The following is a 13,797-nucleotide window of genomic DNA, read 5'->3' as shown; positions in this document are numbered from 1 at the left end:
TCAGGACATACGCTCCGGTACGTGAAGGACCGAGGGATGCGGACGTTCGTCACCGTGCTGGCCGGGCTCGCGGTGATCTACTTCGGCACCACCGGCCGCAGCGAGGAGGACGGCCGAGGCCTCTCCGGCGGCCTCGTCGTGCTCGCGCTGCTGGCGGCGCTGCTGGTGTGGCACCTGACGAAGCCGGGCGACAAGACGGCCAAGTAACCCGCTCACCCGGCGGCGGCGCGGGTGACCTCCCCGGCGGACTCCTCGCCGAGGGCCACCCGGACCAGCGCCGAGGCGAGCCGGCCGAAGTCGCCCGGGTCGACCAGCCCGGCCAGCCGGTCCGCCGAGCCGGGCAGGCCGAGGCGTTTCGCGCCGGCCAGCGCCCGCCGGTCGGCGTACGGGCGCAGGTCGGCCCAGGCCACCTGCGCCTCGCGCAGGAAGATGTCGGCGCCGGTGGGGCCGATGCCGGGGAACTCGGTCAGCAGCCGGCGCAGCCCGGCCGGTTCACCGCCGCCGTCGCGGTGCAGCCGGCGCAGGTCGCCCCGCCAGCGGTCCAGGCACAGCCGGGCGCCGGTGCCGAGCATCGTCGAGGTCCGCTCGTCGTAGCGGCGATAGTGGCCCCGGCCCAGCGCGTCGACCCGATCCTGCCAGCTCGCCGCCTCCATCGCCTGCGGGGTCCGGTAGCCGGCGGCGAAGAGTTCGCGGGCGGCCGCCACGGCCACCCGGGCCCGGATCCGGGTGCTCAGCAGCGTGGCGAGCACCAGCAGCTGGTAGAGCGGGGCGGGCCGGTCGGCGAGCGTGATGCCCGCCTCCTCGGCGTACGTGCGGCCGCGCCGCTCCAGCAGGACCCGCGCCACCTTCCGGTCGTCGCCCATCCTCCGGGTGTACCCGCCCTGCGCCCGGCCACCCCTGCGACCGTCCGCCCCGGCGGGTATGCGGCCGGGGCCGACGGGTAAGCGACGTCGGACACGGCCGGACCCCGGAAGGAGAAACCCGTGGTGAACCCGCAGCAGGAGGAGTTCCGCCGCAACAACAAGGGCGCCACCAGCCAGGACAGCAAGGGCCCCAACCCCGCGGGGCACCCGCGCAACCGCGGCTCGTCGCACGGCGACGAGGGCCGCCCGGTGCCCCGGGGGCAGGTGTCGCCGTACGGCCCGGCCACGGAGCCGGTCGCCGACGACGAGAGCGCCCGGGGCTAGCAGCTCCGGCCCGCGACGGGCGGCCGCAGCCGGTTCCAGGTGGCTGCGGCCGCCACGCCGTACGCGAGGTGCGGCACGATGTCGGCCAGCCAGTCGGACCGGCGCCACGTGCGCGGATCGGTCACGCCCAGCACGGTCATCGACCCGTCGGACATCGTCATGACGGTGCCGCCGAGCACCCCGGCGGCCAGCGGCAGCGGCATCCGGCGGCCCCGGGCGAGCAGGGCGTACCCGACGCCGGCCGCCACGCCGATGCCGTAGCCGAGCAGGGGCCCGAGGCCCGAGCGGCGGTTGGCCGCCCGATCCTCGGGCCCCAGGTCGACGTGTGCCACCTGGGCCACCCGCCCGGCGGTCGCCTCCGGGGTGCTGCTCGCGGGCCGCGCCCGCAGCACCATGTCGAGGTAGCTGACCATGTTCAGGGCGGCGCTGCCGACCGCGCCGGCGATCGCCCCGTCGGCCAGGTTCGTCGCCCTCACCTCGGGTCGCCCGGTTCGCGCTCGCCCTTGGGGCCGTAGACCCGCTCGCCGCGGACGACCCCCCGCTGTCCCCGGTCGGACTGCAGGATCCGGTTGGCCACGTCGTTGGCCTTGTCGTCCGGCACCCGTCGTCCCGAATCGTCGATCGCGTTCCGGATGCGTGCCCGCTGCTTGTCGTACGCGTTGCTGCCCGGCCGTGGTCCTGGCATCACTGCCTCCTCCGGTCGTCGTCGCCGTTGGCGTACCGCGCTCGTCTACCCGCCTGCGCGGGGGCCAACCCCGCGACCGGTCCGGCGCGGTGCCCGGCTCAGCGCGGCGCGCGGACCACCGCGACCGGGCAGTCGGCGTGGTGCAGCAGCGACTGGCTCACCGAGCCCAGCAGCAGCCCCGTCAGCTCGCCGCGTCCCTGCCGGCCGACCACCAGCAGCTGGGCCCGCCGGGACGCCTCGGCGAGCACGGTGGTGGGGCGGCCCCGCGTCGTCTCCCGGGTGACGGGCACGTCCGGCCACCGCTGCGTGAGCCCCGCCATCGACTCGGCGACCACCCGCTCCTCCTCGGAACGCAGCTCGGCGTCGTCGTACACCAGGGGTCGCATGTCCCCGGGGCCGGTGGAGGTCGGATGCCGGTAGGCGTGCAACGCGACGACCGCCGCGCCGCGTACCGACGCCTCCTCCATGGCGAACTCCGCGGCGAGCCGGGCCGTCTCGGAGCCGTCCACGCCGACGACGACGGCCCCGTCGGGGTGGTCGGTGCCCCGGGCGACCAGCACGGGACAGTCGGCGTACGCGGCGACCTGCACCGCGACGGACCCCACCACCAGGGCGGAGAAGCCGCCGAGCCCCCGGTCGCCGAGCACGATCATCGCGGCGGCCGGCGACTCGCCGAGCAGCACCGCGGCGGCCTCGCCGTCGATGATCTCGCCGGAGATCCGCAACCCGGGCACCGTCGCCTCGGCCTCGGCGGTGGCGGCGGCGACGACCTGCTCCGCCTGGTGCCGCAGGCCGGCGCCGGGCGGGCCGGCGGCGGGGGCGTCGACCGGCACGCGCAGCAGGGGCCAGATGAAGGCGTGCACGATCCGCAGTGGCCGGTGCCGGCGGGCCGCCTCGACGGCGGCGAGCCGCACGGCGCGCAGCGACGAGTCCGAGCCGTCCACGCCGACGACCACCGCCGCGCCGTTCGCCGAGTTCACCGCCCACCTCCCGCCGCTCTCCGGCCAGTATCGCGGCCGGGAACCCGTCGGCGGGCCGATACCGCGCAGGCCGGCCGGTGGGTACGCTGTCCACGCCCACCGGGGAGGGAGCGTCGTCGATGGTTGAGCCGGACCAGCCGAGCACCGCGCGGATGATCGATTTCTGGCTCGGCGGGGAGCACCACTTCCCGGTCGACGTGGCGGCCGCCCGCGACTTCGAGCAGGCGTACGGGCCGTGCGAGCCGGTCTTCCGCGAGCTGCGCGCGTTTCTCGGCCGGGCGGTCCGGGCGATGGCCGCGCAGGGGGTCGACAGCTTCCTCGTCTTCGGCGCCGGGGTACCCACCATGGGCAACGTGCACGAGGTCGCCCCGGACGCCACCGTTCTCTACACCGACGTCGACCCGGTCACCATCCGCCTCGGCCAGCGCCTGCTGGCCGGCAGCGACCGGGCCGGCTACGGCTACGGCGACGCCACGGACATCGGCACGGTCGACCGCGCCCAGCTGCACCGGTTCGTGCCGGGGTGGGGGAGGAGACCGGTCGGCGTGGTCTTCCTCGGTCTGGCCGCGTTCCTCGACGACGAGACGCTGGCCCGCACCCTCGACGAGCTCTACGAGGCCACCGCGCCGGGCAGCCTGCTCGCCGTCGACTTCGACACGGAGGAACTGGCCGGCTACCCGGCGGCCCTCGCGATGATGGGTCCGGCGTTCCGGATGCGCCCGCCGGCCGCGTTCGTGCCGCTGCTGGGCCGCTGGACGCCCACCGAGGACGGCATCGTCCCGATCACCCGGTGGCGGCCGGACGGCCCGCCCGCGCAGGTGCCCGACGCCTTCCACGGCGGCCTCGCCGTCCACTCCCCGGCGTGCTGACGCCTTCGGACGGCGAGGTAGGCGTGTGCGGCCTGCCGTCCTGACCGGCCGTCGCCGCGGCACCCGGATGGCCGCCTGAACACCGGACGCCGCCCGTCGCCGCCTGAGAGCCACCGCAACCTGGCCGTCGTCAGTGCGTGTGGCTGCCCCCGCAGCACCCGCCGCCCGAGGCGACGTGGGCGCCGCGCGCCGTGCCCCGAGCCGGGTGCGGGGGGCACGGCGGCTGGCACCCGCCCGCCCGGAGGGCGGGGGAGAGGGCTCCGTATGATGCTTGCCCTACGGCAAGCTTCCGGAGGATGATCATGTTGGAGGCACCGGGCCAGGTCTCGCGTGCGCTTCGTTCGGCCCCGCCCGACCAGGTGGTGGAGGCGGCGGACCGGGTTATCCGGTCCGCCCTGGGCGCCTCGCGAACGGACGTGCTCATCGCCGACTACCGGATCACCGGGCTCTGGCCGGTGCTCGACGTGGACCTCTCCGGCGGCGGCTTCCTCGCCTGCCACGACGTGGCGCAGCGCTGCTTCAGCAGCCAGCAGCCGGTCACCGACACCGACGAGGGCCGGTGCCGGCTCTACCTGCCGCTGTCGGTGTGGGGGGAGCGGCTGGGCGTGCTCCTGGTCGAGCTGCCCGGCCCGCCCAACCCGGACGTCGTCGAGCGGGCCGCGGACATCGCCGGCGAGCTGGCCGTCGTGCTGCGCGCGGCGGACCGGGAGACCGACCGGTACCGCCGGGTCCGCCGGCGGGAGCGACTCAGCATGGCCGCCGAGATGCAGTGGGAGCTGCTGCCGGGACGCGGCGTGAGCCACGCGGCGTTCGAACTCGCCGGGCAGCTGGAACCGGCGTACACGGTCGGCGGGGACCACTTCGACTGGTCCGTGGACGACGACCGGCTCACCGTGACGGTGCTCAACGGCGCCGGCATCGGGCTGTCGGCGTCGCTGCTGACCGCCGTCACCGTGAACGCGCTGCGCAACGCCCGGCGCTCCGGAGGCAGCCTCGTCGAGCAGGCCGAGCTGGCCTCCGACACGGTCTTCTACCAGCACCGTGGTCGCCGGTACGTGGCCACGCTGCTGCTCGAACTGGACACCGCCACCGGGCGGGTGCGGGCGGTGGACGCCGGCTCCCCGCACCTGCTGCGGGTGCGCGGCGGCACGGTGACGCCCATCGACCTGGAGCAGCAGCTGCCGCTGGGCATGTTCGCCGAGGCCCGCTACGACGTCCAGGAGTTCGCGTTGGAACCGGGGGACCGGCTGTTCGTGGTCAGCGACGGGGTGTGGGCCGCCGACCCCGGTGACCGCGGGGCGTACGGCGAGCGGGCGATGGCGCGGGCGATGCGGTCCACGCGGCTGCAACCGCCGGCGGAGGCAGTTGGTACGGTGATGCGCGAACTGCACGCCTGGCACGCGGACGCCGACTTGCGCGACGACGCGGTCGTCGTCTGCCTGGACTGGCGTGGTTCCGCCGGACGGGGCGACGGGTGAGAGCCGTCGTCGCACCGGCAGGGCACGAGCGGGACGATCGCAGGGGACACCGGGTGGAGCGACCTCCGAATCTCGCCGCGGCGATCGACGCCGCCGCCGAGGCGCTCGTCGGTGTGCTCGACTCGGCGGTGCCCCGGCACCAGATGGCCGTCTCCCCGACGCAGCTTCGCGTGCTGTCGCTGATCAGCGGCCGGCCGGAGACCAACGTCAACGGCCTGGCCGAGTTGCTGGACGTGGTGCCGTCCTCGGCGAGCCGGCTCTGCGACCGGTTGGAGGCCACCGGGCTGCTGCGCCGGGTGCCCGATCCCCGCGACCGGCGGGAGGTGCGGCTGATGCCGACGGCCGCCGCCGAGGCGCTGCTGCGCGAGCTGCAGGAGCGCCGGCACCGGGCGGTGCAGGCCGTGCTGGACCGGATGCCCGGTCGCGCGCAGCACGAGTTGCTGTTGGCGTTGACGGCCTTCGAGCGCGCGGCCACCGCCGCCACCACCGCCCCGGCCGAGTCGCCGGCGAACCCCCAGGCCCGCACCGCCTGACGGGTCGCCTCCCTTCCGTACACGCCGTCCCACCTGCCCCACTAGTGTCCTAGGATGCCTTACGGGTGGTGACGCACCACACGCGACGACACCGCCGTCGACGAACCCGGACGCCTGAGGCCGGAGCACGCGCCGAGGGCCCGATATAGTGGCAGCGCAGCCGGCCCGTGATCGTGACGATCGCGGGCCGATGTCAGGCGAAGGTCCCGTACACGGGGGACCGCAGGGGACGCCGGCGGCAGCCGGCCCGACAGCGCCCACGTTCTCCGCGCCGCCGGTCCTCGGCCGGGCGGCGGAGCGTGCCGCGGAGGAGGTTCGGTGTCGCGTCCGCCGGCTCGGGAAGAGCACCCGGGGGCCACCGCCGGCACGAGCGGATCGGCCGGCGACCGGATCCTCACGCTGCCGAACGTCATCAGCTTCGTCCGGTTGCTCGGCGTGCCGCTCTTCCTCTACCTGCTGCTCGTCGCGCACGCCGACGTGGCCGCGCTCGTGGTGCTGGCGATCGGCGGCACCACGGACTGGGTGGACGGCTGGGTCGCGCGCCGGATGCACCAGGTCAGCCGGCTGGGGGAGCTGCTCGACCCGCTCGCCGACCGGCTCTACATCCTCGCCACCCTGCTCGGCTTCACCGCCCGCGACGTGGTGCCCTGGCAGTTCACCGCGGCGCTGCTGGCCAGGGAGTTGCTCCTGCTCGGCTCGCTGGCGGTGCTGCGCCGGCACGGGTACGGCCCGCCGCCGGTGCACTACGTGGGCAAGACCGCGACCTTCCTGTTGCTGGCCGCCTTCCCGGTCCTGCTGCTCGCCGCGGCGGTGCCGGGTGCGGCGGCCGTGGCCGGGGCGATCGGCTGGGGCCTGGCCTGGTGGGGCCTGGTGCTCTACTGGGTGGCCGGCGCGCTCTACGTCGTGCAGGCCGGCCGGCTGGTCAGGGCGGTCCGGGCCGGGGGAACGCCGGCATGACGGGCACGCCGGGCGACGGCCGGGGTCGTGGCGACCGGGTGTACGCCCCGGACTTCCTCACCGAGCTGTTCCGCAATCCGCTGGACCCCGGCTACGCCGACGCGGCGGCCCGGCGCCAGGAGCGGCAGACGCCGTCGCCGAGGTGGCGCCGGTGGTCGGCGCGTTCCGTCACCGTGCTGGTGGCGCTGCTGCTGGGTTTCCTGTTCGCGGTGGCGTACCGGCAGACGCTGGAGGCCGAGCCGGGGCGCAGTCAGGCCCGGTCCGGCCTGGTCGAGCAGATCAAGCAGCGGGAGACCGAGACGGACCGGTTGTCGGTGCGGGCCGACGAGCTGCGGGCGGAGGTGGCGCGGCAGCGGGCGGCGGCGCTGGGTGGCTCGGAGGCGGCGCGGTTGCGCAACCTGGAGGCGGGCACCGGCCTGGGGCGGGTGCGCGGTGACGGCGTGGTGGTGCGCCTGGCGGACGCGCCGCAGAACCAGGACGCGGTGACGGGCGCGGACGTGGGGCCGTCGCGGGTGATCTACAGCGATCTGCAGGGTGTGGCCAACGACCTGTGGGCGGCGGGGGCTGAGGCGATCGCGATCAACGGTCAGCGGTTGACGGCGATGTCGACGATCCGTTCGGCGGGGCAGGCGATCCTGGTGGACTTCCGGCCGGTGACGGGCCCGTACGAGGTGTCGGCGATCGGTCCGGGGTCGATGCGGGAGCGGTACGAGGACAGCCGCAGCGCGTTGACGATGCGGAAGGTGGCCGAGGACACCGGGTTGTCGTTCGGGGTGCGTGAGGCGGAGGACCTCACCCTGCCGGCCGCTCCGGACCCGCGGCTACGCTACGCGCAGCCCTCGGTGAGTCCGACGCCGTCGCCGTCGGGGGCCGACCGTTCCGTCAGTCCTGGGCCGACCGGTTCGAGGACGTCTCCCAGCCCCTCCGGAGGTGGTCGATGATCGCGGTGCTGGCGTTGCTCGCCGGTGTGGTCCTCGGGGTGTGGCTCGACCCCACGGTTCCCACGGCGTTGCAGCCGTACCTGCCGATCGCGGTGGTGGCCGCGTTGGACGCGGTGTTCGGCGGGGTGCGGGCGAAGCTCGACCGGATCTTCGACGACAAGCAGTTCGTGGTGTCGTTCATTTCGAACGTGCTGGTGGCGGGTCTGATCGTGTATCTGGGTGACCAGCTGGGGGTGGGCGGTCAGCTCTCCACCGGCGTGGTGGTCGTGCTCGGGGTGCGCATCTTCGGGAATGTGGCGGCGATCCGTCGGCACCTGTTCCGGGCGTAGGTTGGTGGCGATGAGCAGCGACGAGCACACCGAGACGGGCACGGGTTGGCCGCAGCCGGCGGGTCCGGGGCGGCCGTCGGGTCCGGCGGGGGCGCCCGATCCGCGGCCGGACGCGCCGGATCCGGACGAGTTGAGCCCGTTGGCGCCGGAGCGGTCCGCGCCGCCGGTGGAGCCGCCCGTGCAGGAGCCGGCGGTGGTGGAGCCTGACGACGGCGCGACGGTGGAGTTGAGCCGGGCCGCCGCCGGCGCCACCCCACCCGCGCCGGCGGCGGCGGCCGGGAATGGTGGGCCGCCGCGGCGGCGGGTGAGTTCGGCCGGGGTGATGATCGCGGCGCTGTTGGCGTTGCTGGGGTTCACCCTGGTGGTGCAGTTCAGGTCGACGTCGACCGATCCGACGGTGGCGGCGACGCGGCAGGAGGATCTGGTGCGGATCCTGTACGACCTGAACTCGCGGGAGGTCCGGCTGCGGCAGGACATCGCGACGCTGGAGGAGAGTCAGCGGCAGTTGCGTTCGGGTCAGCAGGGGCGGCAGGCGGCGTTGGAGGAGGCGACGCGGCGGGCCGACGAGTTGGGGATCCTGGCGGGGACGTTGCCGGCGACGGGGCCGGGGTTGTCGGTGCGGTTCGAGGCGGGTGAGAAGCCGATCTCGGCGTCGCGGGTGTTGGACGCGGTGCAGGAGTTGCGGGGCGCGGGCGCGGAGGCGATGCAGATCTCCGGTGGTGACCGGGCGACGGTGCGGATCATCGCGTCGACGTTCTTCCTGGACGGGGAGGGTGGGTCGTTGGTGGTGGACGGGCGTCGGTTGACGGGTCCGTTCACGATCACGGTGATCGGTGATCCGGCGACGATGCGTACGGCCTTGAACATTCCCGGCGGGGTGGTGGCGTCGGTGACGGGTGACGGCGGTAAGTTGATCGTCGAGGATCGTGAGGCTGCCGAGGTTTCGGCGCTGCACGCGCCGATCAAGCTGGAACACGCCCGTCCGGTCTCCTGACCGGCGCGGCCCGCACCGGGTTTCCGGTGCGCCGATGGATGAAGGACGCGTCTGGTGATTCCTGAGGATCTGCGGTATACCGCCGAGCACGAGTGGGTGGCGGGTGACGGCGGCGGCACTGTCCGGGTCGGCATCACGCACTTCGCGCAGGACGCCCTGGGTGACATCGTGTATGTCCAGCTGCCCGATGCGGGTGTGGTGGTGGCGGCCGGTGAGTCGTTGGGTGAGATCGAGTCGACGAAGAGCGTGTCGGAGATCTACGCCCCGCTCAGCGGTACGGTGGCGGCGCGCAACGAGGCGCTCGGCGACACCCCTGAGGTGATCAACACTGATCCGTACGGTGCGGGTTGGTTGCTGGAGATCACCCCGGACGATCCGGCGGCGGTCGATGGTCTGCTGTCCGCGGACGCGTATCGTGAGCTCACCGAGAGCTGAGTGCGTCCCCTTCGGGCGTGGCGGGTGTTCCGCGCGTCCGGTTGCCCTGCATTTCGGCGCTGGCTAGGCTCGCCCAGTCGACCGAGAACCAATAGTTCAGCGTTGCGGAATTGCCTTTCCGGGCACGGGGAGCCAGCCGCCGGGTGTTGCACTGCCCGGCGGCCAGACCCGCCATTACCCGACGCCGACCGAACAGATCCGTGAGGTGGTCCCATGACGCGCCCAGACGACGAGTTCCCCCCACTCGACGTCACTTCGACGCTCAATCTCGGTTCGCTCGACGAAGTGCTGGAGGGGCCGGACACCGATGTGGTGCCGAGCCGGATGTCCGGTTCGTTGCCGCCGGGTATGGCGCTGCTGGTGGTTCGCCGGGGTCCGAATGCGGGTGCCCGGTTCCTGCTGGATCACGATGTGACGACCAGTGGCCGTCACCCGGACAGTGACATCTTCCTCGACGACGTGACGGTGTCGCGGCGGCACGCCGAGTTCCACCGTGACGGTGGGACGTTCACGGTGCGGGACGTGGGGAGCCTGAACGGCACGTACGTGAACCGGGAGCGGGTCGAGGCGGCCACGTTGAGCAATGGTGACGAGGTGCAGATCGGCAAGTTCCGGGTGGTGTTCATCGCCGGTCCGCGTCCCGAGGAGGGGGCCGGCCGGGGGTGAACGAGCCTGCGGCCTCCACGCCGCCCGAGGCGGCCCGTGCGCGCCCGCTGATGAGTATCGGTGAGGTGCTGGGTCAGCTGCGGGTCGATTTCCCGGACGTGACCATCTCGAAGTTGCGGTTCCTCGAGGCCGAGGGCCTGGTGGAGCCGCAGCGGACGGCGGCGGGTTACCGCAAGTACAGCTGGGACGATGTGGCGCGGTTGCGGTTCGTGCTGACCGCGCAGCGGGACCAGTATCTGCCGTTGCGGGTGATCCGTGATCAGTTGGCGCAGTGGGACGCGTCCGGGGAGTCGCCGGGTCGGCAGCGGCCGACGTTGGTGGCGGTGGGGCCGGACGGTGAGGTTCCGGGGCGGGTGCCGGAGGAACCGGTCGGGTCGCCGCAGGTGCGGCTCGGCCGGTTGGATCTGGTGGCGCGCAGCGGAATCGACGAGTCGACGCTGGGCGAGTTGGAGCGCCTCGGTGTGGTGGTGTCGGATCCGCCGGGTTGGTACGACGACGACGCGTTGATCATCGCGAGTGCGGTGGCGGGTCTGGCGGCGTACGGGTTGGAGCCGCGGCATCTGCGGGCGTTCCGTACGGCGGCGGATCGGGAGGCTGGTCTGTTCGCGCAGTTGTTGACGCCGTTGGCGCGGCAGAGTGATCCGGCGGCGCGGGCGCGGGCGGCGGAGACGGCGCGGGAGTTGGTGGCGCTGTCGCAGCAGTTGCATGCGGCGTTGGTGCGGGTGGGGTTGCGGTCGACGTTGGGTCGGTGATCCGGCGGGGGCCGTGCGGAAAGATCTTCCCCGGGAAGCGTGTCGTAGGCTTGCCGGGGTAACCCCTTTCTGGCGCGGGCGTGTGCGGGTAGCGCATGGGACGGCCGTGTCGCGGTCCGTGTACCGTGCAGGGAAGGGCGCGGTGCGGCGTAGGTGACAACGACACGGAGGCGGCGGTGCGCGAGCTGAGCGTGGTCGGAGTTCGGGTGGAGCTGCCCAGCAACCAGCCGATCGTCCTGCTCAGGGAGGTCGAGGGGGACCGCTATCTGCCGATCTGGATCGGTGCGGTCGAGGCGACGGCGATCGCCTACGAGCAGCAGGGGGTCAAGCCGGCCCGGCCGCTGACCCACGATCTTCTGCGGGACGTGTTGGCGGCGTTGAAGGCGCCGTTGCAGGCGGTGGAGATCACCGAGTTGAAGGAGAACGTCTTCTACGCCGATCTGTTGCTCGGGGACGGGGTGCGGGTGTCGGCCCGGCCGAGTGATTCCATCGCCTTGGCGTTGCGGGTCGGTGCGCCGATTCGTTGTGCGGAGGAGGTCCTCAGCGAGGCGGGGATCGTGATCCCGGACGAGCAGGAGGACGAGGTGGAGAAGTTCCGCGAGTTCCTGGACCAGGTGCGTCCGGAGGACTTCGCCGGCTGAGTTCCGGTCTTTCTTCGGGATGTCACGTTCGGTGATGTCCCGGTGCTGTGGGTGATCTTCGTTGTCGTGTCGCGGCGTGTCGCGGCGGCTTCTGCGGGGCAATTCCTGAAGGCGGCTATAGGGTTGCCGTGTCGAGGGGTGCACGTCCCGGAAACGACGTGTCACCGCACTGGCGGGGAGGTTGTCCGGATGCACGAGCCGCGAGATCCCGATCCGGGTACGGAGCTGGACGAGCCGGGTGTGGCGCCGCCGGGGTGGGCGACCGAGGGTGACGGTGCCGTGGGCTACCGGGGTGTGACGGCCTGCCATGCGGTGGGGATCAGCTACCGGCAGTTGGACTACTGGGCCCGTACCGGGTTGGTGGTGCCGAGTGTGCGCGACGCTTCGGGTTCGGGCACGCAGCGGTTGTATTCGTTCCGGGACCTGGTGGTCCTGAAGGTGGTGAAGCGGCTGCTGGACGCCGGGGTGTCGTTGCAGAACATCCGCAAGGCGATCGAGGCGCTGCGTTCCCGTGGGGTGGCGGACCTGGCGGGCATCACGTTGATCTCCGACGGCACGACCGTGTATGAGTGCCGGTCGCCGGAGGAGGTGGTCGACCTGTTGCAGGGTGGCCAGGGCGTGTTCGGTATCGCGATCGGTGGGGCGTTCAAGGAGATCCAGGGTTCGCTGTCGCACCTGCCGTCTGAGCCGGCGACGTCGGTGGAGCCGCAGGTGGCGGCGGAGCCGGTGGGCGACGAGTTGGCGGCGCGTCGGGCGCGGCGCCGGGCCGGCTGAGGGGTCGGCGGCTCGGCTGATCTGGCGGGCGCACCGTGCCCACGGCACGACGTCGCCCGCCGTGTCCGCCCCGCGATCGTGGTTCACGACCGGGCCGTCCGGGTCGGTGGTGGGTGGGGGCCTGCGGTGATGTGGCGTGCGCCACGTCCTCACCTGTCGGCTTGTTGACACTTCTGACGATCATGGCAATCCTGTCTGCGTCGTTGCGCCTGTTTCGCACCTGGGTCGCTGTCCGTCGGGTGTGGGCAGTTGCGGACCCGGTGTACGCGACGACGCAGGCAGCGGACGGCGACGCTTGCCCGACGATCGGATTGAGTGCGAAGTGCAGACCGACGTGGATGCCGGCGCGATGGCGGCGGGCACCGACGTGCGGCCCGGGGACGCGGAGCGCTGTCCCGTGTCGCACGCGTCCGACTCGCCGGTGGACGTGACGGCGGAGGCGGTGGAGTTCCTGCACCTGTACCACGAGGAGCGTCGGCTGCCGGGGGTGGCGGACCGGATCGCGCGGGTGCGGGAGGAGATCGCGGTGACCGGCACGTACCGGCACACCGGCGACGAGTTGGTGCACGGCGCGAAGGTGGCGTGGCGGCAGTCGGCGCGCTGCGTGGGGCGGGTCCGGTGGGCGGGGTTGCGGGTCCGCGACCGCCGTGGGGTGACGACGGTGGCGGGCATCGCGCAGGAGTTGGCGCGGCATCTGGCGGTGGCGGACAACGGCGGGCGGATCCAGTCGGTGATGACGGTGTTCGCGCCGGACCGGCCGGGGGTGGGTCCGCGGGCGCGGCTCTGGAACGACCAGCTGATCCGCTACTGCGGGCACCGGATGGACGACGGGTCGATCCTGGGTGATCCGGCGCAGGTGGCGATGACGGACGCGGTGCGGGCGCTGGGGTGGCATCCGCCGCCGGTGCCGGGCCGGTTCGATCTGCTGCCGTGGGTGCTCGAGACGGCGTACGAGGATCCGACGTTGGTGGAGGCGCCGAGGGAGCTCGTGCGCGAGGTCGCCCTGACGCATCCGGCGTACCCGTGGTTCGAGGAGTTGAGGTTGCGCTGGCACGCGCTGCCGGTGATCAGCAACATGCGGCTGCGGGTGGGTGGGGTGGACTACAGCTGCGCCCCGTTCAACGGGCACTACCTGGGCGACGAGGTCGGCACCCGGAACATGGGTGACGGGGACCGGTACGACCAGTTGCTGCCGGTGGCGCGGGGGTTGGGGTTGGACACCTCGCGGGAGGACACCCTGTGGCGGGAGCACGCGGCTCTGGTCATCAACCAGGCGGTGCTGCACTCGTTCCGTGCGGCGGGGGTGCGGGTGTCGGATCCGCACACGGAGTCGGAGCTGTTCATGCGGTTCTGCGCGCAGGAGGAGCGGGCGGGTCGGCCGGTGCACGGCGACTGGTCGTGGCTCAACGGCAGTGTGGGGTGGGCGGCGTTGCACGCGGTGCACCACCGCTACTACGACACCCGGGTGCCGAACCCGAACCTGTGGCAGACCGATCGTGCGTACGGTTCGGCGGGCGTCGTGCCGCTGTCGCTGCGGCAGCGGCACGACGTGGCCCGTCGGCGGGAGGGCTGAGGC

At 73.2% G+C, this 13,797-nt stretch carries 19 protein-coding genes; 15 read left to right on the top strand and 4 right to left on the bottom strand.

The genetic code is table 11. The annotated features are described in order from the left end of the window. Positions 1–21: 21 nt before the first annotated feature. On the top strand, positions 22–207 hold the full coding sequence (locus ACN27A_RS04075; protein WP_421458745.1) for a hypothetical protein: 186 nt from the start codon (positions 22–24) through the stop codon (positions 205–207). A gap of 5 nt (positions 208–212) precedes the next feature. On the opposite strand, the gene ACN27A_RS04070 is transcribed toward ACN27A_RS04075, so the two are convergent. Next, on the bottom strand, positions 213–863 hold the full coding sequence (locus tag ACN27A_RS04070; RefSeq protein ID WP_421449900.1) for a hypothetical protein: 651 nt from the start codon (positions 861–863) through the stop codon (positions 213–215). A gap of 120 nt (positions 864–983) precedes the next feature. On the opposite strand from ACN27A_RS04070, the gene ACN27A_RS04065 reads away from it, so the two are divergent. Continuing rightward, positions 984–1,187 carry a hypothetical protein gene (locus tag ACN27A_RS04065; RefSeq protein ID WP_132237737.1) on the top strand — a complete coding sequence of 68 codons (204 nt, stop codon included), beginning with the start codon at positions 984–986 and terminating at the stop codon, positions 1,185–1,187. Here the strand turns inward: ACN27A_RS04065 and ACN27A_RS04060 are convergent. The 3 genes from ACN27A_RS04060 to ACN27A_RS04050 form a co-directional block, all read right to left on the bottom strand. Next, complete coding sequence (locus tag ACN27A_RS04060; protein ID WP_421449899.1) at positions 1,184–1,663, bottom strand: hypothetical protein; 480 nt, start codon at positions 1,661–1,663, stop codon at positions 1,184–1,186. The genes ACN27A_RS04065 and ACN27A_RS04060 overlap by 4 nt on opposite strands. After that, positions 1,660–1,872 carry a phosphatidylethanolamine-binding protein gene (locus ACN27A_RS04055; protein WP_132237733.1) on the bottom strand — a complete coding sequence of 71 codons (213 nt, stop codon included), beginning with the start codon at positions 1,870–1,872 and terminating at the stop codon, positions 1,660–1,662. Before ACN27A_RS04055 ends, ACN27A_RS04060 begins: the two co-directional genes overlap by 4 nt. A gap of 98 nt (positions 1,873–1,970) precedes the next feature. Continuing rightward, a complete protein-coding gene (locus ACN27A_RS04050) occupies positions 1,971–2,852 on the bottom strand; it encodes a universal stress protein (RefSeq protein ID WP_421449897.1) in 882 nt (293 codons plus the stop codon). Between the two features lie 119 nt (positions 2,853–2,971). Between ACN27A_RS04050 and ACN27A_RS04045 the strand changes: the two genes are divergently transcribed. From ACN27A_RS04045 to ACN27A_RS03985, 13 genes are all read left to right on the top strand, one after another. Then, the gene (locus tag ACN27A_RS04045) at positions 2,972–3,721 is read left to right on the top strand and encodes an SAM-dependent methyltransferase (RefSeq protein WP_421449896.1); all 750 of its coding nucleotides are present in this window, start codon (positions 2,972–2,974) and stop codon (positions 3,719–3,721) included. Between the two features lie 302 nt (positions 3,722–4,023). Further along, positions 4,024–5,199, top strand: a complete 1,176-nt coding sequence (locus ACN27A_RS04040; RefSeq protein WP_421449895.1) for a PP2C family protein-serine/threonine phosphatase — start codon at positions 4,024–4,026, stop codon at positions 5,197–5,199. Between the two features lie 53 nt (positions 5,200–5,252). Next, positions 5,253–5,732: a MarR family transcriptional regulator gene (locus ACN27A_RS04035; protein ID WP_421449894.1), complete on the top strand. Its 480-nt coding sequence runs from the start codon at positions 5,253–5,255 to the stop codon at positions 5,730–5,732. 318 nt (positions 5,733–6,050) lie between these two features. Next, positions 6,051–6,689: a CDP-alcohol phosphatidyltransferase family protein gene (locus ACN27A_RS04030; RefSeq protein WP_421449892.1), complete on the top strand. Its 639-nt coding sequence runs from the start codon at positions 6,051–6,053 to the stop codon at positions 6,687–6,689. Next, complete coding sequence (locus ACN27A_RS04025) at positions 6,686–7,630, top strand: DUF881 domain-containing protein (RefSeq protein WP_421449891.1); 945 nt, start codon at positions 6,686–6,688, stop codon at positions 7,628–7,630. Before ACN27A_RS04030 ends, ACN27A_RS04025 begins: the two co-directional genes overlap by 4 nt. Next, positions 7,627–7,959: a small basic family protein gene (locus ACN27A_RS04020; RefSeq protein WP_089000302.1), complete on the top strand. Its 333-nt coding sequence runs from the start codon at positions 7,627–7,629 to the stop codon at positions 7,957–7,959. The genes ACN27A_RS04025 and ACN27A_RS04020 overlap by 4 nt, the downstream gene beginning before the upstream one ends. A 10-nt stretch (positions 7,960–7,969) precedes the next feature. Beyond that, positions 7,970–8,953, top strand: a complete 984-nt coding sequence (locus tag ACN27A_RS04015) for a DUF881 domain-containing protein (protein WP_421449890.1) — start codon at positions 7,970–7,972, stop codon at positions 8,951–8,953. Positions 8,954–9,007: 54 nt separating this feature from the next. Beyond that, positions 9,008–9,388 carry a glycine cleavage system protein GcvH gene (gcvH, locus tag ACN27A_RS04010; RefSeq protein WP_151454622.1) on the top strand — a complete coding sequence of 127 codons (381 nt, stop codon included), beginning with the start codon at positions 9,008–9,010 and terminating at the stop codon, positions 9,386–9,388. A gap of 213 nt (positions 9,389–9,601) precedes the next feature. Next, positions 9,602–10,054 carry an oxoglutarate dehydrogenase inhibitor Odhl gene (odhI, locus tag ACN27A_RS04005; RefSeq protein ID WP_089000305.1) on the top strand — a complete coding sequence of 151 codons (453 nt, stop codon included), beginning with the start codon at positions 9,602–9,604 and terminating at the stop codon, positions 10,052–10,054. Positions 10,055–10,104: 50 nt separating this feature from the next. Next, positions 10,105–10,806: a MerR family transcriptional regulator gene (locus ACN27A_RS04000; RefSeq protein WP_357578891.1), complete on the top strand. Its 702-nt coding sequence runs from the start codon at positions 10,105–10,107 to the stop codon at positions 10,804–10,806. Between the two features lie 176 nt (positions 10,807–10,982). Continuing rightward, the gene (locus ACN27A_RS03995; protein ID WP_132237713.1) at positions 10,983–11,447 is read left to right on the top strand and encodes a bifunctional nuclease family protein; all 465 of its coding nucleotides are present in this window, start codon (positions 10,983–10,985) and stop codon (positions 11,445–11,447) included. Between the two features lie 189 nt (positions 11,448–11,636). Next, positions 11,637–12,221, top strand: coding sequence for a MerR family transcriptional regulator (locus ACN27A_RS03990; RefSeq protein ID WP_151454620.1), 585 nt, complete (start codon positions 11,637–11,639; stop codon positions 12,219–12,221). A 349-nt stretch (positions 12,222–12,570) separates the two neighbouring features. Further along, positions 12,571–13,794, top strand: coding sequence for a nitric oxide synthase oxygenase (locus ACN27A_RS03985; protein ID WP_421458364.1), 1,224 nt, complete (start codon positions 12,571–12,573; stop codon positions 13,792–13,794). The last annotated feature ends 3 nt before the right edge of the window (positions 13,795–13,797 follow it).

Origin of the sequence: Micromonospora sp. WMMD737, from assembly GCF_049179055.1 — a bacterium.
GTDB lineage: Bacteria > Actinomycetota > Actinomycetes > Mycobacteriales > Micromonosporaceae > Micromonospora > Micromonospora reichwaldensis.
The sequence above is the reverse complement of the archived record's forward strand: the minus strand, read 5'-3'. Positions and strand labels throughout refer to the sequence as shown.

Coding starts and splice junctions, on each gene's coding strand:
- ACN27A_RS04070 (WP_421449900.1), bottom strand. CDS start 863: ATGGGCGACGACCGGAAGGTGGCGCGGGTCCTGCTGGAGCGGCGCGGC.
- ACN27A_RS04055 (WP_132237733.1), bottom strand. CDS start 1,872: ATGCCAGGACCACGGCCGGGCAGCAACGCGTACGACAAGCAGCGGGCA.
- ACN27A_RS04045 (WP_421449896.1), top strand. CDS start 2,972: ATGGTTGAGCCGGACCAGCCGAGCACCGCGCGGATGATCGATTTCTGG.
- ACN27A_RS04040 (WP_421449895.1), top strand. CDS start 4,024: ATGTTGGAGGCACCGGGCCAGGTCTCGCGTGCGCTTCGTTCGGCCCCG.
- ACN27A_RS04025 (WP_421449891.1), top strand. CDS start 6,686: ATGACGGGCACGCCGGGCGACGGCCGGGGTCGTGGCGACCGGGTGTAC.
- ACN27A_RS04020 (WP_089000302.1), top strand. CDS start 7,627: ATGATCGCGGTGCTGGCGTTGCTCGCCGGTGTGGTCCTCGGGGTGTGG.
- ACN27A_RS04015 (WP_421449890.1), top strand. CDS start 7,970: ATGAGCAGCGACGAGCACACCGAGACGGGCACGGGTTGGCCGCAGCCG.
- odhI (WP_089000305.1), top strand. CDS start 9,602: ATGACGCGCCCAGACGACGAGTTCCCCCCACTCGACGTCACTTCGACG.
- ACN27A_RS04000 (WP_357578891.1), top strand. CDS start 10,105: ATGAGTATCGGTGAGGTGCTGGGTCAGCTGCGGGTCGATTTCCCGGAC.
- ACN27A_RS03990 (WP_151454620.1), top strand. CDS start 11,637: ATGCACGAGCCGCGAGATCCCGATCCGGGTACGGAGCTGGACGAGCCG.
- ACN27A_RS03985 (WP_421458364.1), top strand. CDS start 12,571: ATGGCGGCGGGCACCGACGTGCGGCCCGGGGACGCGGAGCGCTGTCCC.